20 protein-coding genes and 1 riboswitch are annotated in these 20018 nt (G+C 58.7%); of the genes, 11 read left to right on the top strand and 9 right to left on the bottom strand.

Going from position 1 to position 20018, the window contains the following annotated elements:
• Nucleotides 1-76: 76 nt before the first annotated feature.
• Genes TSACC_RS00780 through TSACC_RS00760 form a run of 5 tightly spaced genes read left to right on the top strand, consistent with a single transcriptional unit; the run spans nucleotide 77 to nucleotide 1824 of the window.
• Nucleotides 77-421: a hypothetical protein gene (locus TSACC_RS00780; RefSeq protein ID WP_075077492.1), complete on the top strand. Its 345-nt coding sequence runs from the start codon at nucleotides 77-79 to the stop codon at nucleotides 419-421.
• A complete protein-coding gene (locus TSACC_RS00775; protein WP_075077491.1) occupies nucleotides 418-684 on the top strand; it encodes a hypothetical protein in 267 nt (88 codons plus the stop codon). Before TSACC_RS00780 ends, TSACC_RS00775 begins: the two co-directional genes overlap by 4 nt.
• A 5-nt stretch (nucleotides 685-689) precedes the next feature.
• On the top strand, nucleotides 690-914 hold the full coding sequence (locus tag TSACC_RS22045) for a hypothetical protein (protein WP_075077490.1): 225 nt from the start codon (nucleotides 690-692) through the stop codon (nucleotides 912-914).
• Between the two features lie 47 nt (nucleotides 915-961).
• On the top strand, nucleotides 962-1321 hold the full coding sequence (locus TSACC_RS22040) for a DUF1353 domain-containing protein (RefSeq protein ID WP_075077503.1): 360 nt from the start codon (nucleotides 962-964) through the stop codon (nucleotides 1319-1321).
• Nucleotides 1318-1824, top strand: a complete 507-nt coding sequence (locus TSACC_RS00760) for a CHAP domain-containing protein (RefSeq protein WP_169809494.1) — start codon at nucleotides 1318-1320, stop codon at nucleotides 1822-1824. The genes TSACC_RS22040 and TSACC_RS00760 overlap by 4 nt, the downstream gene beginning before the upstream one ends.
• Nucleotides 1825-2549: 725 nt before the next feature.
• On the opposite strand, the gene TSACC_RS00755 is transcribed toward TSACC_RS00760, so the two are convergent.
• A complete protein-coding gene (locus tag TSACC_RS00755) occupies nucleotides 2550-3623 on the bottom strand; it encodes an ABC transporter substrate-binding protein (protein ID WP_084400085.1) in 1074 nt (357 codons plus the stop codon).
• A gap of 91 nt (nucleotides 3624-3714) precedes the next feature.
• Between TSACC_RS00755 and TSACC_RS00750 the strand changes: the two genes are divergently transcribed.
• The gene (locus TSACC_RS00750) at nucleotides 3715-4596 is read left to right on the top strand and encodes a LysR substrate-binding domain-containing protein (protein ID WP_202815881.1); all 882 of its coding nucleotides are present in this window, start codon (nucleotides 3715-3717) and stop codon (nucleotides 4594-4596) included.
• A 22-nt stretch (nucleotides 4597-4618) separates the two neighbouring features.
• On the opposite strand, the gene TSACC_RS00745 is transcribed toward TSACC_RS00750, so the two are convergent.
• From TSACC_RS00745 to TSACC_RS00735, 3 genes are all read right to left on the bottom strand, one after another.
• The gene (locus tag TSACC_RS00745) at nucleotides 4619-5053 is read right to left on the bottom strand and encodes a DUF2383 domain-containing protein (protein WP_075077487.1); all 435 of its coding nucleotides are present in this window, start codon (nucleotides 5051-5053) and stop codon (nucleotides 4619-4621) included.
• Between the two features lie 147 nt (nucleotides 5054-5200).
• The gene (locus tag TSACC_RS00740; protein ID WP_075077486.1) at nucleotides 5201-5380 is read right to left on the bottom strand and encodes a DUF3008 family protein; all 180 of its coding nucleotides are present in this window, start codon (nucleotides 5378-5380) and stop codon (nucleotides 5201-5203) included.
• 127 nt (nucleotides 5381-5507) lie between these two features.
• Complete coding sequence (locus TSACC_RS00735) at nucleotides 5508-7238, bottom strand: hypothetical protein (RefSeq protein WP_237763875.1); 1731 nt, start codon at nucleotides 7236-7238, stop codon at nucleotides 5508-5510.
• A gap of 321 nt (nucleotides 7239-7559) precedes the next feature.
• On the opposite strand from TSACC_RS00735, the gene TSACC_RS00730 reads away from it, so the two are divergent.
• Together TSACC_RS00730 and TSACC_RS00725 are read left to right on the top strand one after the other, a co-directional pair.
• Nucleotides 7560-8984 (top strand): glycosyl hydrolase, encoded by a 1425-nt coding sequence (locus TSACC_RS00730; protein ID WP_153811185.1) that lies wholly within the window; start codon nucleotides 7560-7562, stop codon nucleotides 8982-8984.
• A gap of 2 nt (nucleotides 8985-8986) precedes the next feature.
• Nucleotides 8987-9427 carry a nucleoside triphosphate pyrophosphohydrolase family protein gene (locus TSACC_RS00725; RefSeq protein WP_075077483.1) on the top strand — a complete coding sequence of 147 codons (441 nt, stop codon included), beginning with the start codon at nucleotides 8987-8989 and terminating at the stop codon, nucleotides 9425-9427.
• Here the strand turns inward: TSACC_RS00725 and TSACC_RS00720 are convergent, their stop codons facing one another.
• Nucleotides 9428-11077, bottom strand: coding sequence for a glycoside hydrolase family 5 protein (locus tag TSACC_RS00720; RefSeq protein ID WP_075077482.1), 1650 nt, complete (start codon nucleotides 11075-11077; stop codon nucleotides 9428-9430). It lies immediately after the preceding gene.
• A gap of 110 nt (nucleotides 11078-11187) precedes the next feature.
• On the bottom strand, nucleotides 11188-11784 hold the full coding sequence (locus tag TSACC_RS00715; RefSeq protein ID WP_237763874.1) for a TetR/AcrR family transcriptional regulator: 597 nt from the start codon (nucleotides 11782-11784) through the stop codon (nucleotides 11188-11190).
• Between the two features lie 112 nt (nucleotides 11785-11896).
• On the opposite strand from TSACC_RS00715, the gene fabF reads away from it, so the two are divergent.
• The gene (gene fabF, locus TSACC_RS00710; protein ID WP_075077480.1) at nucleotides 11897-13138 is read left to right on the top strand and encodes a beta-ketoacyl-ACP synthase II; all 1242 of its coding nucleotides are present in this window, start codon (nucleotides 11897-11899) and stop codon (nucleotides 13136-13138) included.
• Nucleotides 13139-13191: 53 nt separating this feature from the next.
• On the opposite strand, the gene TSACC_RS00705 is transcribed toward fabF, so the two are convergent.
• On the bottom strand, nucleotides 13192-15102 hold the full coding sequence (locus TSACC_RS00705) for a beta strand repeat-containing protein (RefSeq protein WP_075077479.1): 1911 nt from the start codon (nucleotides 15100-15102) through the stop codon (nucleotides 13192-13194).
• 127 nt (nucleotides 15103-15229) lie between these two features.
• On the bottom strand, nucleotides 15230-17170 hold the full coding sequence (gene thiC, locus TSACC_RS00700) for a phosphomethylpyrimidine synthase ThiC (protein WP_075077478.1): 1941 nt from the start codon (nucleotides 17168-17170) through the stop codon (nucleotides 15230-15232).
• Between the two features lie 20 nt (nucleotides 17171-17190).
• A riboswitch (TPP riboswitch) is annotated at nucleotides 17191-17296 on the bottom strand.
• 108 nt (nucleotides 17297-17404) lie between these two features.
• On the opposite strand from thiC, the gene fabG reads away from it, so the two are divergent.
• On the top strand, nucleotides 17405-18148 hold the full coding sequence (fabG, locus tag TSACC_RS00695; RefSeq protein ID WP_075077477.1) for a 3-oxoacyl-[acyl-carrier-protein] reductase: 744 nt from the start codon (nucleotides 17405-17407) through the stop codon (nucleotides 18146-18148).
• Nucleotides 18149-18406: 258 nt separating this feature from the next.
• A complete protein-coding gene (locus tag TSACC_RS00690; protein ID WP_075077476.1) occupies nucleotides 18407-18685 on the top strand; it encodes a hypothetical protein in 279 nt (92 codons plus the stop codon).
• A gap of 29 nt (nucleotides 18686-18714) precedes the next feature.
• On the opposite strand, the gene TSACC_RS00685 is transcribed toward TSACC_RS00690, so the two are convergent.
• Nucleotides 18715-20010 carry a glycosyltransferase family protein gene (locus TSACC_RS00685; protein ID WP_075077475.1) on the bottom strand — a complete coding sequence of 432 codons (1296 nt, stop codon included), beginning with the start codon at nucleotides 20008-20010 and terminating at the stop codon, nucleotides 18715-18717.
• Nucleotides 20011-20018 lie beyond the last annotated feature (8 nt).

Below are 20018 nucleotides of genomic sequence, written 5' to 3'. Positions count from 1 at the left end.
CGCGACTGAGCCAGGCGCAATGGGCGGGGGTCTATCAGCTCTATCGCTCGACGCTCGGAAAGGATCTCGGATTGCTATGAGTTTCCAAACTTATCAGCGCATCGTTGCGATTGATCCCGCGCGGGTTTCCGACGTTTTCGGGCCGCTGTGGGCGCAGTTCGGCGAGGTCTTACCCGATGGGTCAGATCGCATCCGCACGATTGGGGCATTTTGGGATGATGAAGGGAGGACCCGCATTCGAGCGGCGAGCCTGAACGACGGAACTATTTCGCCAATCCCGCTGACTGATGGGCGAGTTGCTTACCGGTGCCTGTGGCAATCGGATGTTGCGGCGGCTTTTTCAGCGGGAGAAATCCCCGGCGCTACTGAGTTGACGGAGGAACAATTTGAATCCCTTCGGGTGAAGGAGGAAATGCCGTGAGCGACAATCTTCCGAAAGACCCGGTGAGCGGAATAGCCTGGAGCGCGAAACATTTCGGGCCATGGGGGGCTGTTGTGGTGGCGTTGTGCACCGCAATCGTTTCGTTGGCGATCTATATCGCGTCTCTCAACTCCAAGGTGCTTGACGCCTTCAATGCGGCCACAGCGGCAAGCACGAAGCAGGCGATGATGGCCGAGCAGGTTATCAAGATCGTCCAGGATGAGGCGAACGAAGATCGTCGCTGGAGGGAATTGCATCGCTAAAAAATATGAACCTGAAAAACGGAGTCTCGAAAGTTGGGGCCGTGCTCTTCGGAGCTGTGGCCGGGGTGATCGGTGCAGCGGTGACGGGGGGCGCTACGGCGGCGGTGCAGTACGTGCAGGCCAATGGTGCCACCCAGAACTGGCAGGCGGTTGGCGGAGCTGCAGCTGCTGGCGCAGTGCTCGGCGCGGCGGCTTACTTCTTCCCGTCGCCACTCAAAGAGACGAAATGACGCCTCCCGCGCAAGGCTTCCAAGATCCTCTGCCGGGCTTCCGGTGGATGAACTACAGGGATGGGCAACAGGCGCTCCTTGCTCCGCTCGTCTATGTATCCAAAGACGGCGAGCGTTTCGAGGTGCCGGCGGGATTTGTCACGGACTACGCCTCGGTGCCGTCGATCTTCTGGAACATCCCGGGCTTTGACCCGTACGGCCCGGCGAAGTTCCCGGCAGTGCTCCATGATTGGCTGTATTCGCTGCGGGGAGGCGAACCCCACCGGAAGACCCGCCCGCAGTGTGACGCGCTCTTTCTCGAGGCCATGCAGGCGGTAGGGGTGGGCTGGCTTCATCGGCGCATTATTTGGGCGGCGGTTCGCCTTTGCGGCGGCATTTGGTCGATGTCTCAACCATGGGCGAAATGACCAGCACTTTGCCACCGCTGGCGGTTTCGCCCCTCGAGATCGCGGCCCGATACGTCGGGACCCGGGAAACTTCGCGCAACCAGGGGCCGGAAATCGCGCTCTTCTGGAACGATACCAGCTACCCGCAGGGCGACGACAACCGGGAGCCGTGGTGTGCGGCCTTTGTGTGCTTCTGCCTGGCTGAAGCTGCCCGGCAAGGCTGGCGCCCGAAGGTCAAGGCGCTCCCAAAGGAAGCGGCTGTCCGGTACTTCCTCGACTGGTGCCGGGGGCGCTACGGCGTCGAGGTGTGGGCAAACGACGGCAAACGGCTCCCGCAGGCCGGAGACATCGCCGTTTTTCTACCGAAGCTCTCCCATATCGGATTTGTCGAGAGCGTGTCCGGTCGTACTCTGAACACGATCGAGGGGAACACTGACGACGGCGGAAGCAGGGAAGGGGATGGCGTTCACCGGCGGCATAGGGCTCTATCGTTTCCCGGGTGGTTTATTCGGTTTCTGTCCTAGACCCCACACCTTCCGTAGCCTTTTCCATTCGGGGTATCTGGCTTGGATTGCTTCCAGACGTGCAAGGGTGCTTTCCCGCATCGATTCAATCGAGTGCGCCCATCGTTCTCCCCTCAGAATGGCAATTTCCCAAGCGATCGCGGTCTGACATTCCGGGTGTGTCTCGGGATACCATTTCTCATCGAGGCGAAAGTACCATCCCGGATCTACGTTCCAATGGCCTATGGTCCATTCCCTTCCCCCCTCATCGCGTAGAACGAGATCGCGCTCTTGTTGATCCACAATTCGCAGCAATGCTCCGTCCTGAAGGCCAGGGGGAAGCGGGTATTGTGGAATCTCCGTGGCCCAAGCGGGTTCACCGACTAGAAATTCCCGCTTCATGGCCATTCCGAGGACCGTTCGCGTACCCATTCCGTGACGATCACGGGAAGGCCGCTCATGGTCAAGGATTGGAATCGTGAAAAGTCACGATGCTTGGCCTTTGTGGGTCTTTGGTTCTATTTTCCGCGACAATTTCCGCAACAGTTTGAGGATGCCCCTCTAGAAAATCTCTCAAAAATGTAGGTTCGAATCCTACCTCAGGAGCCACTTCTTCAATGAAGCGTGTATTGGTCTTTCTTGGACCACACGCGACAATGTCGGCCTGAGGGTTGACATGTGCTTCCTCCCGATGATCCGAAGCTAAGGATAGTGAAGCACCCGAGTACGACTTTCTATACTAGCGGCTAATTGCCGTCTGTAATATTCTCGAAGAAGAGTTCGCGCCAATCTGCCGGCTTATTCGCAATGATGCCCTGTTGATTCATAAAAGCGGCAAACGGCATGAATTTCTTCGGCGTGATCGTCCACTCGTTTTCCGGCCGGCGCAGGAATTCTTCAACCTGAGCGGCTGACATATTCTTGATGCCTTCCACTTTCACATAAAGAGCCGCCGCAGCTGCCGGGTCGGCTTTGATTTGATCGAGAGCTTCCTGAAGAGCATCGACGAAAGCCGTGACGATTTTTGGATTCGCGTCGCGAAATCTGGTGGTGGTCCAAACGACATTATGAGTATGGGGGCCACCAACCACCTCGTAGCTGTCGAGCAGGCGGCGGATGCCGGGTCTGGCCAACTCTTCATACATGAATGGCGCCGAGGCGAAATGGGCGTCGATCCCGGAATTGCCGCTGAGAATGGCTTGCATTGCCTCCGGATGGCCCATGGATACGGTCAATGGCTCGAGTTTGTCAGCCTGGTCTTTGCCGAATGCCTTCTCTGCCGCCATCGCCAGAATGACGGCCTGGATCGAGGTGCGGACGGCGGGCAAAGCGATTTTGTCCTTCACTGTGAAGTCGGCGATCGTCTTTACGTCAGGGTTTGAGGAGACGAGATACAGGGGCATGGAGTTCAACGCTCCCACGCCTCGGACCTGGAGGGTGGGATCATTGTGGGTTTTATCCCAACTCGTCAGCAACTGGGATATGCCGCCCGAGGCAAAGTCGATCCTGCCCGCTACGAGGTCATCATACATGGGCGAGGAGGTGGGAAAGCGCTGAAACTGCATGGAGACCTTGAGCCCCAGTGCCGCAGCATGTTTTTCCAGGAGTTTTTTGTCCTCCATCACCAAAAGCGGCAGGTAGGAGATTCCAAAACCTGTCGAGCCACCGATCACCACGATCTTTGGTTCGGACTCCGTCGACAGGGATCTCTGCCCAAGATCCGGATTCGAGCCATCTTCGTTTCGTGCGATTGCGGTGCTTTGCGCCAATGCCAGTGCGGTCATCGTGATCAGAGTATTTTTCAGATGGGTGATCTTCATGTGCGCGCGAAACCTATATCAGTGAGTATTTCTTGAATAGACTTGAACTTTTCACCATACCCGACAGTTTTTCTCACGGTTTATGCGCGATATGCCCCCTCTCAACACCTTGCGCATTTTCGAGGTGGCTGCACGGACAAGCAGCTACGCCGAGGCAGGAAAAGAGCTGGGACTAACGCACGGGGCAGTCAGTCGACAGATAAAGATGCTCGAAGAATGGCTGGGGCAGCGCCTGTTTGTCCGAATAGGCCGACGCATGGCCGCAACCCCGGCGGCTCGCGCTTTTGCTGCGGAAGTCAGCCGTTCCTTTGACCGTATGAGTCTGGCCGCCGAGGCCTGTGGTCGTCCTGCGGTGCGTCGTCTTCTGCGTGTCAATGCACCGACGACGTTTGCCATGCGGTGGTTGATTCCCAAGTTGGATTTATTTCATGCTGAACAACCCGATATCGAGGTAGTGATCACCTCGGCGACGACCCTCCACGATGAGTTGCGCGGGGGATTTGATGTGGCCATTCGCCGGGGACTTGCGGAAGCGGCAATGTGGCCGCAATATCGCGCAGTGCATTTTCTTGATGAACGCGACACGCTCATCATCAGTCCCGGATTGTACGACCGCTTACCTCTTCGCTGTCCCGTGGATGTCGCCAGACACGTTCTTTTGGCTAGTGAAACCCGCCCTGGGGATTGGACCGACTGGCTGGAACATGCCAAGGTCGCACCCAGCCCGGACCAAGCCCGCCGAGTCTTTGATCACTTCTTTATCACACGACAGGCAGTCGTCGACGGCTTGGGGATCGGGATCGGTCCTCTGCCGGTATTGCAGGCCGACATAGACGCCGGGCATCTTTTGACCCCTTTCAAAGAAATCACCGTCACGCGAACAGGCTATGTCGCGCTGACACCGTTTGACGGAGAAAAGACATCATTCCTCCAGACCTTCCTTGAGTGGTTGATCAAGGAAGGCGCAAAATGACTTATCCCCGGGGCGGGAAAACCTAGATCCTCAAGGTATCCAGTGATGCGATGTGTCGTTCCGTGGTGGGGAGGAGTTCCGTGAGGATCAGTTCCTTGCACGACGACATGACGCCTTCGTCCTGAACCGCGGCTTCGTAGTCCATTTTTCCGGCGGTTTCCCCAGCCCGGAGACTCGTAAGCGCGGACTTGTCTCCCATCAGGTTTGCGGTGCCCTGCACAAAACTGGTGAACGCTCCCCAGGCACCGGCATCGGTGGAGGGAGTGCCTCCCATGGAGCGAACATTCTCGGCAAGCATCGAAACGGCTTCCTCATGGTCCTTTTGGATCGCAATGAGTTCAACAGGAACGGTGTGGTCCTTTTCCAGAGTCGAGATGGCCTTTGTATAGGCGTCGACAGCGGATTGTTCACCCCGGAGCAGTCGATTGCAGACTTCGATGCAGTGTTGTGTATTCATAGCTGGGAATCGTTGGCTGAAGACCGGATGGATTGGATGCTCCCTGGCCTGAGGATGGAATCAGGGAATAGCTGGAAGCTTCCCGGGGAGGGGTGTACAGAAGGACAATCTGCTTTTGTATTGACTTGCTCTCCGGCGGTGTATGGTTCACTTCTTGGTCGGAAGCTTCTTGCGGTCGGTTTTGGCAAGATCGCGCAGCTCTCCTTCGGACATGGATTTCTCCATTTCTTTGGAAGCTCCCTTGAGCGATGTTTTCTTACGCTCTCCGCGTTTTGCCGACAGGGCGGCGCCTGCGGCCATCTGTTGTTTTTTGGATTTTGCTGGCATGGCTATGGAAGGTGCTCAGTGGTGTTCGCGCGCCTTCATGGCGGAGGATTCTATTCCTTGCCGAAAAACGGCTTCCCTACGGCAGAATCAGGCCAGCGGCGGACAGCGCTGATCCGGTGGGAAAATCTTAGTGGAGAATCTTCGGCAACGACTCCTCGATCGTGGTGAGATCAGCCTTTCCAATCCATGGATATCGGGCATCCCGGTCTTCCTCCCAGCGGAAGCCTTTGTTGCATCCGGCACGCAGGGCTGACAGCACTTCTTTGATGCGGTCGGCTGAGGCCCTGTCGTCGAGCTTGATTAACTCCTCACAGGCTTCTGCCGTCCCCATGGTGTAGGGTTCCGCCAGAGCCTTGCGATAGGCCGTAATCTGGTCCCTGTCGGAAAACTGTTTATTTTCGAGGCACACTCGCGCGGAGATGAGTCGGTTGATCATGCGACCGTCCTCCCAAGGCAAGGCCAGTTGCTGATCGATTCGTGCGGAATCCCACCGATACTGGGGCGGAATACGGTTTTTCCTCGAGGAAAGATAATCCAGAGCGATTTCGCGTCCGAAGTCGGAGAATGAACGCGCGTCGTTGGGAATCGTGGCGCGTGGATCGCTCGCCGCCCGGGTGAGTGCCTGTAGCGACGCTGCATCATCCGGAGAGGATTTTAGCAGGGCCATGGCGGCATGGACCGAGACCTCTGTCGAGGGGTGATCCAGGACTCCAGCGAGCAATGGTCCACCTGCGCTCGGGTAGCGGTCCTGCACCTCCTTGATACTTTCCAACAGCACTACCTCAGGAGTGTTTTTTGCGGTCAGGTCACGGGAGAGTATGGAAAAATACGCCTCAGGGTTTTTTGCGAAGTATTGATTCCGAAGCCACTGCACCATGTCATTGTCGGGATTGAGCCTGCGGCCGTAACTGTGAATGAGACGGTCGACTTCCTCGCCATCGAACCGTTCCTGAATGGCGATTTTTCGCAAAGCATAGCCGCATTCGCGGAGAACGGATTCCTTCCAGTATGCCGCGGACGGGGATTTTTCGGCATCCTCCGCGACTGCCTTGATGATGGGACGGGCTGGCTCGTAACCCATCTGGCCCAGCAAACGGAGTGAGCAGTCGATGGTGATCGTATTTGCCGCCGTCAGATGTTGAGGGAGGCCCTGCAACGCGACTGCGCTCCCTTCCAGTTGCTTTGCAAGGAAGGGGCCCCATGCGGATAGGGCGAATGGCTTGCCCGGCGTCCCTTCGGGAAACGCGGTTTCGATGAGTGATGTCATCGCCCGGGTCTGCACCTTTTCGAAATCCTGGACCTTATCAGATGCGGACATTCCCCGGAACCCGTGGTCCCACCAGAGCCGCGATGCCGACCAGACCCGGACGTAATAAGTGGGTTCGTGGCTGCTCATGGAGACCATCCGACGGTCGCTCACGAACTTTCCGTCAGGATCCTTCGGCCTGGCTGGTTTTTTTCTGACGGCGGTGGATTGACTGATCAGCCGGGCAGCCTCCCAGACGGCGGCAAACTCGGTGGGAGGGAGTTCCCATTCCTCGGTCACATAGGATTCCTCAGGGGAGTAAAACCAGCTTCGTGTCGTCGTGATTCTCTGAAGGAGGGCATTCCCTTCCTGCATGAACAGACGCACGCACCGATAATTGATATACCCGCTCACAACAAAGATCTCGGCTCCATTCGGGAGACAGCCGGGCGCAGGGTCGGGCACGGTGAGTGTGGTCAATCGGCGGTCGTCCTCCGTTCGCTGTGCCTCCAGCGCACGCAATGCGAGCTCGCGGGGCGACTTTGAAGCCCGGGCGGGCTGCGCCATTGCGAACAGGAACGCACAGATTGTCCAGCAAACGAGCGAGCGCATCAGGATATACCGATCTTTCCAAAATCCGCCCCGGGAGCAATCACTTCCGCGAAATGGCGAATGCTTTTGCATCGCGCGGGACGGGAATAACCCATGAGAATTACGCCGCCTCTGGCCGTTGCCGGCCAGATCGCCAAAGTGTGGTTGCTGGCGGTTGAGCCATACCAACGTTATTCGCGTTGAGCTGTATGTTATCGTGAAAAATGTCGCCCACCTCTAAGCCTGCAGGCCCTTTGTTGATCAGGGTTGGCGTCGATTCAGGCGGTTTCTGTCCGGTAATCGTGCTTTCAGCGTGTCGCTACGACGAGATAGAGTCCCGTCGTGCGGTGGCCCGATTCATTTGACTTCCCCCGGTGGCCGGTAGCGGCGCTTCTGGTTCTATCTGGCCAGATGGCGTCGGCGGCATTTGCCGAGGCTATCGTGGTCGAGGCGGAGGAGGGGCGCCTCCACGGTGGAGCGGTCAAGAGCAGTGAAACACCCGGGTTTTCCGGCAACGGATACATCGGAGGATTTGCAAAGCCGGGCGACGCGGTCGACATCCCGGTGGAGACGCCGGAGGCGGGGTTCTACACCCTGCGCATTCGCTACGCAGCTCCAGAGGAAAAAATGAATCCCGTGCTGGTGAACGGGTCTATCCAGCGAAATGGCTTTTATCCGAAGACCGAGGGGTTCCAGTGGATCACGGTTGGCCGGGTGGCCTTGCGCAAAGGGGAAAACACGGTGACGCTCGGAACCGACTGGGGGTACATCCTGGCCGATGCCGTCGAGGTTTCCCCCGCTCCGGCTCCTATGCCGTTTCAGGTCGCCGATCATCCCGTGAATCCCAATGCCTCAGCCGAGGCCAGAGAGTTGTATTCCCGATTGCGCCAGAGGTTTGGGAAGTACGTGCTGGCAGGTCAGCAGGACGAAAAGGGCGAACGCAGAGCTTATCTTGCATCGATCGCGCCCGGGTATGTGCCGGTGGTTGTGGGATTTGATCTGCTGAACTCCTCCAGTGCTTATGGACGACCTGACGGCCAGATCGAGAAGGCCCGCGAATGGGCGTCGAAAGGCGGTATCGTTTCCTTTTCCTGGCATTGGTTTTCGCCGTTCGGTGCGCAGAATGAGGTCTGGCGCAGTTACTCAACCAACCAGACGACTTTTGATGCTGGCAAGGTCATGGATGAGGGGTCGCCGGAATATCAGGCGGTGATCAAGGATATGGACGGCATAGCGGATCAGCTCAAGGTGCTGCGTGATGCTCGTGTACCTGTTCTCTGGCGACCATTGCATGAGGCCGAGGGCAGGTGGTTCTGGTGGGGCGCCAAGGGGCCGGAAGTCACGAAGCGTCTTTACCGGCTCATGTATGAGAGGTTTACCAAGGTCCATCATCTCGACAACCTGCTGTGGGTTTGGACGACCACGGACAGCCCGGTGGCGGAGCAGTGGTATCCCGGTGACGACTGTGTGGATATCGTGGGCGCCGATCTGTATGCCCCTGCTGGCGTGCGTGGGACCTACCTCGCGGTCTTTGACAATCTGCGCCAGCTCTACCGGGGTCGCAAAATGATCGCGCTTACAGAGGTTGGCGCGATGCCCGATCCTGACGCGCTGGTCGCGGAAGACGCTGGGTGGCTCTGGTTTCTCGTCTGGGATGACTACATCACTCGCGCGGACACCAATCCGGTCGACCTCATCCGTAAAACCTACTCACACCCTCATGTGCTCCGTCTCGATGCCTACACGAGCGGAGAAAAAGAGAACTGACTATGTCTAATACCCCCATCCATGTCGGGCTGGCCCAGGCCGCGATGCAAGCTTCGCGAGTTCGCCAGCTGTACCATCAGCTCGAAGAAGTGCACCACGGCTCCCGCTGGTCCAAACAGGAGGATGTCGTGGGGTTGCAGAGCGACGTGGGTGAGCTTGGACGTCTCGTCATGGGCGCAGAGGGCCGCTGGATGGCTCCGGACGACGTACGCAAGCAGCTCGAGGTCAAGCTGGCCGAATGCCTCTGGTGGATATTCTCCCTTTCCAACCGCTTGGGAATCGACGTCGAGCATGCCTTCGTCGACAAGATGACCGAGCTGGAGCACGAGCTTGCCCTGAGTGTGGCAAACTCCCGGAAACAGAAAAAGACAGCCAAGCGGAAGTCCAGAAACCCGGCCTCCAAGGGTGAGGGGATGGCGGGAAGTGGCAATACGAATGCGTAGCTAGCGCAATCTACCGAGTTCGAATTTTTTCCCCGAGAGGGCGTCTTTCACATGGACGCCCCAGAATGAAGTAGGGGTGTAGTCCCAGTCCGAGATCAAAACCGGTGTCGCCTTGGGATGCAGCGAGAACGCTGTCCAGTTCAGGTTGTACTTCTGGACCATGGCGAGGGCGTCGGGCACCCAGGTGGCGGGGTCTTCCTGGTTCTTGGCCGGTATGAAAGGCATCTTTTTGACATCCGCGCCGAATTCTCCGACCAGTACCGGATATTTCTCCGCGACCTTGAGAAAGCGGTTTTCCCAGTCCTTGTGCCAGTTGTAAAAATGGGTGGCGTACATGAGGCCGTTGCCGCCCTTGTCATCAAGGGCGAAGCCGTTGAGCACTCCGGTCAGGTCATAGGCGTAGTTGATGCCGCCTGCGATGATGATGTTCTTTGCTCCGGTCGAGCGGATGGCATCGACCAAACCCTGCATGCCGGGGGATTTGAACGTGGTATCGGGCGCGCCGCCTTTGCCTTTTACCGTCACGTCGCCGCCATTGCGCCAGATTTCCCAGCTGATGTTGGTGGGCTCGTTGTAGATGTCGAAAAGAACGGCAGGATTGTCCTTGTAGCGGGAGGCCGCATCCTTCCAAAAGTCGACTGCGCTCTCCGGGGCGGCGTGATAACGATGGAGGTCCAGAATGATGTAGGCACCACGCGCTGCAGCGAGTTTGACGGCATCGTCCACGATTTTGCGATAGGCCTCGGCATCATTCGGTTTGGCCTTCGCTCCCTTGCCTCGGCCAAACCAGAAGTCATCGTGAACCGGGAGACGCACCACATTGGCCTTCCAGTCATCGATGGCGACCTTGATCGAGAGGAGGATGCGCTCGCCTTTCTCCGACCACTCGAGGCTCGGGACATTGACGCCTTGAAGCAACACCTGCCTGCCCTCGGGCGTGACCAGCCGGTTGCCCTCGACCTTCAAGGGCTCGGTTTTGGTGGGCAGGGCAAGGATTCCAGGGATTGCCGCCTCGTCTTCCACCGCCTTTTGGACGGCTGCGGCTTTTGCTTCCTTGATGGCATTTATCTCAGCCTCCGGTGCTTCGGTCGCGGTGATGCGGGCCACTTCCAGTGTGCCGGCGGTGAGCTTGTTGAGGATGACGATGATTTTGAGCTTCTTCGCACCCTCGGGGACCATGGCCCGGCGATTCACATCCGTCCATTCCTTCGCATGAGAGTCGAGAACGAAGCCTCCTCCGGATTTGGGTACCCGGTTCCCCTCGGCATCGAGGAACTGGTAGTTGAAGTGCATGTCCTTGCTGAAGACAGGCCCCCCGGCGGCATTGGTGCCAAACTTGAAGCCCTCCACTCGGAAGCGAATACCCAGGTCCACGCCCTTGGTCGATTCCGGGAGATCGATCGTACGCGTCTGCTGGACTGTCATCTCGGGTTGCGTCGCGACCAGTTTGAGGAAAGCCGTATCCTCCTCCTTTTCCCAAGTGATCGGAGCTTCCTTGTCCTGTTCCCAGTCGGCGGGCCAGCTGGTGTCAGCACCTGTTTTCTGAAAATCACCATTTGAGATCAGCGATTTGGCTTCTTCGGCGGAAAGCCGGGACGGGACCAGAGCGAAGAGGGTGGTCAGGACGAGAGCGGCGAGGCGAAATTTCATCGGTGGGAGGAGTGGGATGAGCTATAGCGTTAATATAGCGTATATAGTTGCTATATCACGCCGCCGTGTTTCGCAAGGGGAAGTTTGGGGATGACCGAGGAGATCGGTCGCTATGTATCCTCGATACGCGAATCTGCGAGAGCGAGGACAGCTATACGGCCTGCCTGGAGGAGTTGATCCGAAAGGGAGCGGTCGGATACAGCCCGTGAAAGCTGCAGGGTGCCGACGAGAAGGGCGAAGATGGCCTGCGCCCGGTGTTCGCTTCTGTCCGGTAGCAGCGATCGGATGTGAGCAATGATCCGCGCAAGTTTCCGGGTGAACGCCACACGGGCGCGTTTTGGTTCGCGGACGATTTCGGCGGCCAGGGCGGCGGCGGCACACCCTTGGGCGCGGTTCTCGCGATGCTCCGGGCGGAGATAAAAATCGACTAGTGACTCGATATCGGTGGCGGCGGTCTCAAGATGGTGCAGAGTATCCTCAAGACCTTCACTGATGACCGCTTCGACAAGGGCCTGCTTGGAACGAAAATGACCGTAGAATCCGCCATGGGTAAGCCCGGCGTCCTTCATCAGCGAGGCCACGCCCACACCGGCGAATCCATCGCGCCGGAATCGCTCTGATGCCACAGCGAGAACGTGACGATGCGTACGGTCCTTATGGTCCTTGTCATATCGCATGGCAGAAAGTCGTTGAATTACGCTCGTCATACAATAGCCTGAATCGAGCGAAAACAAGAGCGGGAAATCCCGAATCGCCTGGCGCTGCCGCCGAAGTAATTTTCTAAACCGTGAACATCATGAATCGAAAGGATCGCAACAGATGAGCAGGCGACGCGTTGCAATTACCGGTCTCGGCATTCTCGCTCCCAATGGACTGAATACGGAGGAATACTGGGCGAGCCTGATCGCCGGACGCAGCGGCGTGCGGACCATCGAGAGTTTTGACACCTCGGATTATCCGTGCCGTATCGGCGGCGAGATTCGCGGGTTCGACCCGGAGCCCTATTTCAAGGATTCCAAACTGCTCCGGCGCACGGATCGATTTGTTCATTTCGCGATGGCCGCCTCGATCATGGCGATGAAGGATTCCGGTCTCGAACTCGACAAGGAGGATCTGAACCGCATCGGCGTCATCATCGGAACGGGCGTCGGAGGGTTGGATACCCTGGAGAAGGCTGCGCGGAAACTAATCGCGCAGGGCCCGTCGCGCGTGTCGCCCTTTGTCATACCCGGTATGATGGCCAATGCCGCCGGAGCGCTGGTATCGATCGAGTTTGGTCTTCGCGGGCCGAACTACTGCCCGGTCAGCGCCTGCGCCACGTCGGCGCATGCCATTGGGGAAGCCAGCCGCATGATCCGTGATGGCATCACCGACGTCTGTGTGGCTGGAGGCAGCGAGGCTACTGTGACTCCGCTGGCCATGGCGGGATTCTCCGCCATGCGGGCGGTGAGTTTGCGTAACGACAATCCAGAGCAGGCATCGCGTCCTTTTGATCGCGACCGCGATGGTTTTGTCATGGGCGAGGGCTCAGGCATCCTGGTGCTCGAGGAACTCGAACATGCCAAGAAGCGCGGAGCGCGCATCTATGCGGAATTGGGCGGCTATGGACAATCCGCTGATGCCTGGCATCTCACCCAGCCGCACCCGGAAGGGCAGGAGGTGGCAAATGCCATGCGCTTCGCCATGCAGGACGCCGGAGTCGAGACGGTGGATTACATCAATGCCCACGCGACCTCGACACCGATCGGCGATATTTGCGAAACGAACGGCATCAAGCGCGCTTTGGGCGACAATGCCCGCAAGGTCGCGGTCAGCTCCACCAAGTCGATGACAGGTCACCTGCTTGGTGCTGCCGGTGCCATTGAGCTTGCTGCGTGTGTGCTGGCGGTGAATCGCGGGGTGGTTCCGCCAACGATCAATCTCGATAATCCAGACCCCGAGTGTGACTTGGATTACGTGCCGCACACCGCGCGGGAAATGAAGGTGCGGGCGGCTTTGAACAACTCCTTCGGCTTTGGCGGGCACAACGCTTCCATCGTCGTAAAGGAGTTTGTCGACTAAAAGAAACAGGCGGTCGCCTCACGGGACGACCGCCTGACCTTTTCTCCTTCTTTTTAGGAAGACTTGCGGCGGCGGCGGGCCATGCCGATGGCAAAGGCGATGCCGAGGCCGATGAGGCCGACCGTGCCGGGTTCTGGAACGACCGTGGTGTAGGTGCCGTCGTAACTAGCTGTGGCGGCTCCACCATTGACTGTCGTATTGCCGAGCAGTGTCTGGAAGTTTACGTCGGAAGTCAGATCTCCGAGGAACCGAAAGGTTGATCCGCCGCTGTTGATCACGGAAAGCGTCGATGCTCCGTTGATCGTGCCGAAAGCAGCCAGGGTAAGGACGGTGTCGCTATTCAGATCGATCACCGAATTGGCTGTGAGCGAGATGCTGGCAAAGGTCTGGGTGGAGTTATCGGAAAGCTCCAGACGGCCACCATCAAGATTCAGCGTGCTCGTATCGCTCAGTCGGCCATTGCCATCGAGGACGAGCGTGCCCCCGGTGACCTGGGTCGCGCCGGTGTAGGCATTGGCCCCGGTGAGGGTGGTTGTGCCGCTCTTGACCTGGACGGTCGAGAAGTTCGAGAACGATCCGGCGTAGGCAAAGGAGTTGCCGCTTCCGAGGTCGATCTCGACTGTGTTCGTGCCCAAGCCGCCGGAGACATTGCCGGTGATGCTGGCGCTGCCGCCCTGGATTTTCAGCGAGTCATTGCCGCCCTCCAGGTCGATAGCGGAGCCGTTGTCGCCGATGATTGCTCCCGCGTTGGTCACGGTGTCGCTGCCGTCGCCAGTCTGGATCGCTGCGCCCGTGCCTGCGCCGCGGATCGTGCCTCCCGCATTGTTGGTGATTGTGTCGTTGTAGGACCCGATCATCTTGATGCCAAAGCCACTGTAGCCGCGGATCGTGCCGGAGTTCGTTACCGTGGTGGCAGAATAAGCTGCGCCGCCATTGGAATCGTCAACGAGGATGCCATTGCCAGCAGACGACGTGCCCGTGTTGTTCTGGCCGTAGATCGAGGCTCCGGCGGCGTTGGTGATGGTGCCGCCTCCGATGGAGATGCCCTCGGAGTTGTTGCCCGCCGATGCGCCGTTGCCGATGATGTTGCCGTAGTTGGAGATATTGACTGTGCCATCCACGTCAACGCCGTCGCCGTCACCGATGGAGTACTTGGTGTTGTCGAAATTGCCGGTGATCGTGCCGTAGTTGGTCACCTTGGCGAATGACCCGGGATCATCGATATTCACGCCGGAACCGTTCACGCCTGTGATCGTTCCGCCCAAGTTGTTTGTGACCTCGATGCTGAACGTCGCCGAACCGCCGGTGATGCCGTGGCGACCGGAAACCGAGCCGCTGTTGATGACCTGTCCTCCGGAATTTGTCTGAAAATCGATGCCATCACTCCCGCTTGCGTCGCTGCCCTCCACGACAGGTATCGCCTCGATCGTTCCACTGTTCTCGATGTAGCCGTTCACGCCCGGGCGCACAGCGTCAGCGGCGTCCGCTCGAATGATACCGGTGGATTCGTTGTAGATGGAATTGGTGCCGCTGGTGATGGTCTTGAGATCGAGGGCCTGATTTCCACCCCCTGCGCTAAGGGTTCCAGAATTCTGGACGATTATGCTAGCTCCGGCCTTGTTGACCTGTACGACATCGGCGGAGACTGTTTCCATCGTCGCGCCAAAGTTGTTTCTCAGAGTGAATGATATTCCAGCACTATTGATGTAGAGCGCTCTGGCTGTTCCTGTTTGTCGGACTATCCCGCTGTTCTCGAGGGAGGAGGTGCCGCTGCCTGTCACGGTGACCGCAACAAAACTTCCGCCAACAATCAATGAACCTGTAGAGGTAATAATCGCGCTCTCTCCGCCGGTCATCGACTGCGCATTAGTGACGGAGGTGCTGATTGGGAAGTCGTTGGCGTGAGTGAAGGGCGTGGATGCTGCCACCGCCGCGAGGGTCGAAAAGAGAAGGCGCGCTTTCATCGGGTGAAAGCGCGCTGAAATACGCGGCAGGCTCCGGGTTGCCTACCGCTTGATTGTTAAGAATCCGTTACGCTATGAGTTGCGTAACAGATTCGTTGCAATTCCTAATTCTGCTTGCCTAACAATGTCAGGCTTTCTGGTAAACCTCGGCGCCCTTTTCGAGGAACTCGCCGGATTTCTCCTCCATGCCTTTTTCGAGAGCCTCCTGCTCGGAGAGTCCCTGCTCGGCGGCGTAGCGGCGCACATCCTCGGTGATCTTCATCGAGCAGAAGTGCGGCCCGCACATCGAGCAGAAGTGCGCGGTCTTTGCGCCCTCCTGCGGGAGAGTCTCGTCGTGGAACGCGCGCGCCGTAACCGGATCGAGAGCGAGGTTGAACTGATCTTCCCAGCGGAACTCGAAGCGGGCCTTGCTCAGGGCATTGTCGCGGTACTGGGCGCCGGGATGTCCCTTGGCGAGGTCGGCGGCATGGGCGGCGATCTTGTAGGTGATCACGCCGTCCTTCACGTCCTTCTTGTTCGGCAAGCCGAGGTGTTCCTTCGGCGTGACGTAGCAGAGCATGGCGCAGCCGTACCATCCGATCATGGCGGCGCCAATGCCGCTCGTGATGTGGTCGTAACCGGGGGCGACGTCCGTGGTTAACGGCCCGAGCGTGTAGAAGGGAGCCTCGTGACACCACTCGAGCTGCTTGGCCATGTTTTCCTCGATCATGTGCATGGGCACATGGCCGGGGCCTTCGTTCATGACCTGCACGCCGTGATCCCAGGCGCGGCGGGTGAGATCACCCTGCACGTAGAGTTCGCCGAATTGCGCCTCGTCGTTGGCGTCCGCGACCGAGCCGGGGCGCAGTCCGTCGCCGATACTGAAGCTCACGTCGTAAGCCGCCATGATCTCGCAAATCTCGTCCCAGTGCGTGTAAAGGAAGTTTTCCTTGTGATGCGCGAGGCACCACTTGGCGAGGATGCTGCCGCCGCGGCTCACGATGCCCGTCATGCGGCGGGCGGTGAGGGGAATGAAGCGCAGGAGCACGCCTGCGTGAATGGTGAAGTAATCGACGCCCTGCTCGGCTTGCTCGACCAGCGTGTCGCGGAAAATCTCCCAGCTCAGTTCCTCGGCCTTGCCGCCGACTTTCTCGAGGGCTTGATAGATCGGCACGGTGCCGATGGGGACGGGCGAGTTGCGGAGAATCCATTCGCGGGTCGCGTGGATGTTCTTGCCGGTGGAGAGGTCCATCACGGTATCCGCGCCCCATTTCGTCGCCCAGCGCATCTTCTCGACCTCTTCCTCGATACTGGAGGCCACGGCGCTGTTGCCGATGTTGGCATTGATCTTCACGAGGAAGTTGCGCCCGATGATCATCGGCTCGTTTTCCGGGTGGTTGATATTGGCGGGAATGATGGCGCGTCCGGCGGCCACCTCGTCGCGGACGAATTCCGGCGTGATCACCTTGGGGATGCGCTGCGGGAATCGACCAAAGATGGAGGGAATGAACTCCGGGCTGGCCTCGCGGGAATGCTGGTGGGTGAGGGTGTTGCGGGCGGATTTGTCGTCGCAACGCAGGCGGTCGATGCCCTGGTTCTCACGGATGGCGATGTACTCCATCTCCGGGGTGATGATTCCCTGACGGGCGTACCAAAGTTGGGTCACGGGATGCCCGGCGGAGGCGCGGAGCGGCTTGCGCTGGGCGGATTCCGGGGCGCGGAGGCCGAGGCCGCCGTTGCGGAGACGGGAGTGCTCGTCGCTGAGATAGCCATTGTCCTGAGGAACGACCTCACGGCCGGTGTATTCCTCGACATCGCCGCGCTTCAAAATCCAGTCGCGGCGCATGGCGGGGAGGCCCTTTTCCACGTCGCCGTCAAAAGCCGGGTCGCCCCATGGTCCACTGGTATCGTAGACACGGACGGGTTCATTGACCTCGACCGTGCCGCTGAGGCCCTTGGTCGGGCTGAGGGCGATCTCGCGCATGGGCACGCGGACGTCCGGATGCAGCGTTCCCTCGACGTACACGCGGGTGGAATTGGGGAGGGGATCTGCGCTTTGCGGCTCCAGGTCGGCTTTTGATGCGATCATGTCAGGTCTTTTCGTTTGACGCAGAGCCGCCGGTCGCTCCCTTCGCCGGACTTACCCGGATCAGGTTCCAAGGGTCTCCCGGTAAATCCGGAACTCTCAGCCAGCGCGGCTCCCCTGCGTTTTGGGAGAGATTATGCGATTCCGGCGGCGCGTCAATGCAAGGGAGGGCGTCATTTTTTGCTTTTCGCCCCGCCTCGGTGTGTTGAAGTGACCGCTTCCCTTTAATTCGTAGCCATGAGATTTCAAAACCAAGTCGCCATCGTGACCGGCGCCGGACGCGGCATCGGTGAAGCCATCGCCAAACGCCTCGCAGCCGAGGGAGCCCGTGTGGCCATCGTCAGCCGGACCGAGGCCAATTCCGTCAAGACCGCCGAAGCCATCAATGCCGCCACGCCAGACTCCGCCAAGCCCTACGCGGTGGACGTCGCCGATTTTGACGCTGTGCAGAAGGTCGGCGAGCAGATCCTGGCCGACTTCGGTCGTTGTGACATCCTCGTGAACAACGCGGGCATCACCCGCGACACTCTCGCCATGCGCATGAGCTCTGACGACTGGGATGTCGTGCTCAACACGAACCTCAAGGGCGCTTTCAACTTCACCCGGTCCGTCCTCCGCGCCATGGTCAAGCAGCGCTCGGGCCGCATCATCAACATCAGCTCGGTGAGCGGACTCCTCGGCCTCGCCGGGCAGGCCAACTACGCCGCGAGCAAGGCCGGTCTCGTGGGCCTCACCAAGACGCTCGCCCGCGAACTCGCCAGTCGCGGCATCACGGCCAACGTCGTTGCCCCCGGCTTCATCGAGACCGACATGACGGCGGTGCTCAACGAGGAAATCCGCAAGGGCGCACTCGCCCAGATCCCGCAGGCTCGCATGGGTGCCACTGACGACATCGCCTCGGCGGTCGCCTTCCTCGCCAGCCCCGAGGCCGGGTACATCACCGGCCAGGTGCTCGCCGTCGATGGCGGCATGAGCATGTAAGGCTCGAAGCCATCTGTTGCTTTTGGAAAACGCGGGTCGGTCATCGATCCGCGTTTTCTATTTCTGGAAATCGCGTATTTTGAGCATCGGGATTTGATACCAATGCGCCGGATTTCTTCTCTCCGTACCACTCTCCTGGCACTTCTGGCCTTTCTCTGTGGTGTCCTGGCAGCAAAAGCTGAATTGGACATTCTAGCCCCGGCGACTGCATTTGTGATGGTTCCTGACTGTGTAATTAGCCACGTCGACCGGAAAACGATGTCTGACGTGGAGGTGGAGTTCTCGGGGAAACTCGTGGTTACGGGAAGCGATGGTCAACTCGTCGATACCGCAAACGTGAAAAATCATCTCTCCATCCAGAATAGCTCACCCGATGATGGCGGCGCCTTCGACCTGTTTTGCGATCAACTGACGGCTTCTCGCGGAAAGGCCGCTTTCCTGGATATTTCGACGACGGAATTTCGCATTCAAGGCTCCGGAGTGCGCCTGGATTTCTCGCGGTCGCATTGCGAGATTCGCCCGGCTGTCGGGCCGTAGGTGCATTGAGCGTACCGTAGCCTGATTTACTAGTACGTCCAGGTGAGGTCTGGATTGGTCATGGCTCCCAAAAAGTTTTGAAGGATGGATGCTATGAGGATGCCAATGACTAGATAACGGACGGATCGGATCTTTGTCTCCGCGAGGACGGCGAAGAAAATCGCCGCCGGTATGAAGGGAGACATGAAGAGCCGCCCCGGAAAACAAAAGCCGCCATTGAAATAGGCCCAGAAAATCGAGGGAAGGGAAAGAGCCAGCAGGATCACCCACCAGAAGATATTGGGACGAGGAACTCCGGGAAGAAATGACGCGGCAAGGCCTACAGCAACAACAACGAGCCAGGTATTTTTCGAGAAGACGGAAGTCTCACTGCTCACGAAGTAATAATACATCGCGGCGAGCGGCGAGCCGGTTTCCCACTTCATGGGAGGCTGGAGTTGGCCGTATTGATAATGGTTGAAGACAAGCACTCCCACTCCTCCCACGAACAGCACGGCCGCCGCCAAGGCGAAGCGAGGGCGGGAGAAACGGAAGAAGGCCAGGACGAGAAAAACGCAGGCCGGGGGTATAAACTGGAACTTGGCCCAAATGCCGGTCACAAGAGCCAGACCAAACAAGGCGGCATGTTTTCGGACCTGGAGAGCATAGATAGACAGGGCGATGCAAAATCCCAGCAGGGGTTCCGCGAATGCCGTGTTGGCATAAATCCAATACTGTGAACCGAAGGCGATAGTTATCGCACCGATGGCAGCGCTGGTGATGCTGCAGCCCAGAGACCTGGCAGTGAGCGCGACGAGGAGTGCCGTACCGAGGACAAGGAAGTGGGAAAGGATCTTCGCCACGATCTCCGTCTGAGATGGCCACGGCGCAGAGAATGCCGCGATAATGAAGGGCCATCCGACTGCGCGGACGGATTTTTCCACGGTAGCGGGTCTCTGAAGTAACTCGGCAGCATCGGGCTCAAACCCGAATCCAATGATTTCTGGTTTCCTGTCGATCGTCTGGACCACCGCGGTGTGGTGCGCCAGTTTCTGCTTAACGAAGTGCTCGCCGGCGCGTGCGGAGCCGTTGGCGACTGCGATGTAGTCGTCTTTCAGATCCAGATCGTGATCCAGGATAATGCTGTTTGCCACCATCAAGTAATGAGGCTCATCGCCCGAGAAGACGCTGGTCCTAACGACAAAGGGAGCGAAGAACAGAATCAGGAGCAGGAATGCCAGCAGGCTCCACGCTGGTATATCCAGGTTGGAGCCTTTTCCCGGAGAGGCGGTGATCAATGATTGCCCAAAGGCTCGTTGAAGCATCTGGATGGTCCGGGCGATCATTCTGAACG

It is taken from the genome of Terrimicrobium sacchariphilum, from assembly GCF_001613545.1.
GTDB classification, from domain to species: Bacteria; Verrucomicrobiota; Verrucomicrobiia; order Chthoniobacterales; family Terrimicrobiaceae; genus Terrimicrobium; species Terrimicrobium sacchariphilum.
This window is presented reverse-complemented; position numbering and strand designations above follow the sequence as displayed.

What these genes read in the sequence shown, in the direction of transcription:
- TSACC_RS00755 (WP_084400085.1), bottom strand. Translation starts at nt 3,623, where the DNA reads ATGAAGATCACCCATCTGAAAAATACTCTGATCACGATGACCGCACTG.
- fabG (WP_075077477.1), top strand. Translation starts at nt 17,405, where the DNA reads ATGAGATTTCAAAACCAAGTCGCCATCGTGACCGGCGCCGGACGCGGC.
- TSACC_RS00705 (WP_075077479.1), bottom strand. Translation starts at nt 15,102, where the DNA reads ATGAAAGCGCGCCTTCTCTTTTCGACCCTCGCGGCGGTGGCAGCATCC.
- thiC (WP_075077478.1), bottom strand. Translation starts at nt 17,170, where the DNA reads ATGATCGCATCAAAAGCCGACCTGGAGCCGCAAAGCGCAGATCCCCTC.
- TSACC_RS00715 (WP_237763874.1), bottom strand. Translation starts at nt 11,784, where the DNA reads ATGACGAGCGTAATTCAACGACTTTCTGCCATGCGATATGACAAGGAC.
- TSACC_RS00685 (WP_075077475.1), bottom strand. Translation starts at nt 20,010, where the DNA reads ATGATCGCCCGGACCATCCAGATGCTTCAACGAGCCTTTGGGCAATCA.
- TSACC_RS00690 (WP_075077476.1), top strand. Translation starts at nt 18,407, where the DNA reads ATGTCTGACGTGGAGGTGGAGTTCTCGGGGAAACTCGTGGTTACGGGA.
- TSACC_RS00780 (WP_075077492.1), top strand. Translation starts at nt 77, where the DNA reads ATGAGTTTCCAAACTTATCAGCGCATCGTTGCGATTGATCCCGCGCGG.
- TSACC_RS22040 (WP_075077503.1), top strand. Translation starts at nt 962, where the DNA reads ATGAACTACAGGGATGGGCAACAGGCGCTCCTTGCTCCGCTCGTCTAT.
- TSACC_RS00735 (WP_237763875.1), bottom strand. Translation starts at nt 7,238, where the DNA reads ATGCGCTCGCTCGTTTGCTGGACAATCTGTGCGTTCCTGTTCGCAATG.
- TSACC_RS22045 (WP_075077490.1), top strand. Translation starts at nt 690, where the DNA reads ATGAACCTGAAAAACGGAGTCTCGAAAGTTGGGGCCGTGCTCTTCGGA.
- TSACC_RS00720 (WP_075077482.1), bottom strand. Translation starts at nt 11,077, where the DNA reads ATGAAATTTCGCCTCGCCGCTCTCGTCCTGACCACCCTCTTCGCTCTG.
- fabF (WP_075077480.1), top strand. Translation starts at nt 11,897, where the DNA reads ATGAGCAGGCGACGCGTTGCAATTACCGGTCTCGGCATTCTCGCTCCC.
- TSACC_RS00745 (WP_075077487.1), bottom strand. Translation starts at nt 5,053, where the DNA reads ATGAATACACAACACTGCATCGAAGTCTGCAATCGACTGCTCCGGGGT.
- TSACC_RS00750 (WP_202815881.1), top strand. Translation starts at nt 3,715, where the DNA reads ATGCCCCCTCTCAACACCTTGCGCATTTTCGAGGTGGCTGCACGGACA.
- TSACC_RS00740 (WP_075077486.1), bottom strand. Translation starts at nt 5,380, where the DNA reads ATGCCAGCAAAATCCAAAAAACAACAGATGGCCGCAGGCGCCGCCCTG.
- TSACC_RS00760 (WP_169809494.1), top strand. Translation starts at nt 1,318, where the DNA reads ATGACCAGCACTTTGCCACCGCTGGCGGTTTCGCCCCTCGAGATCGCG.
- TSACC_RS00725 (WP_075077483.1), top strand. Translation starts at nt 8,987, where the DNA reads ATGTCTAATACCCCCATCCATGTCGGGCTGGCCCAGGCCGCGATGCAA.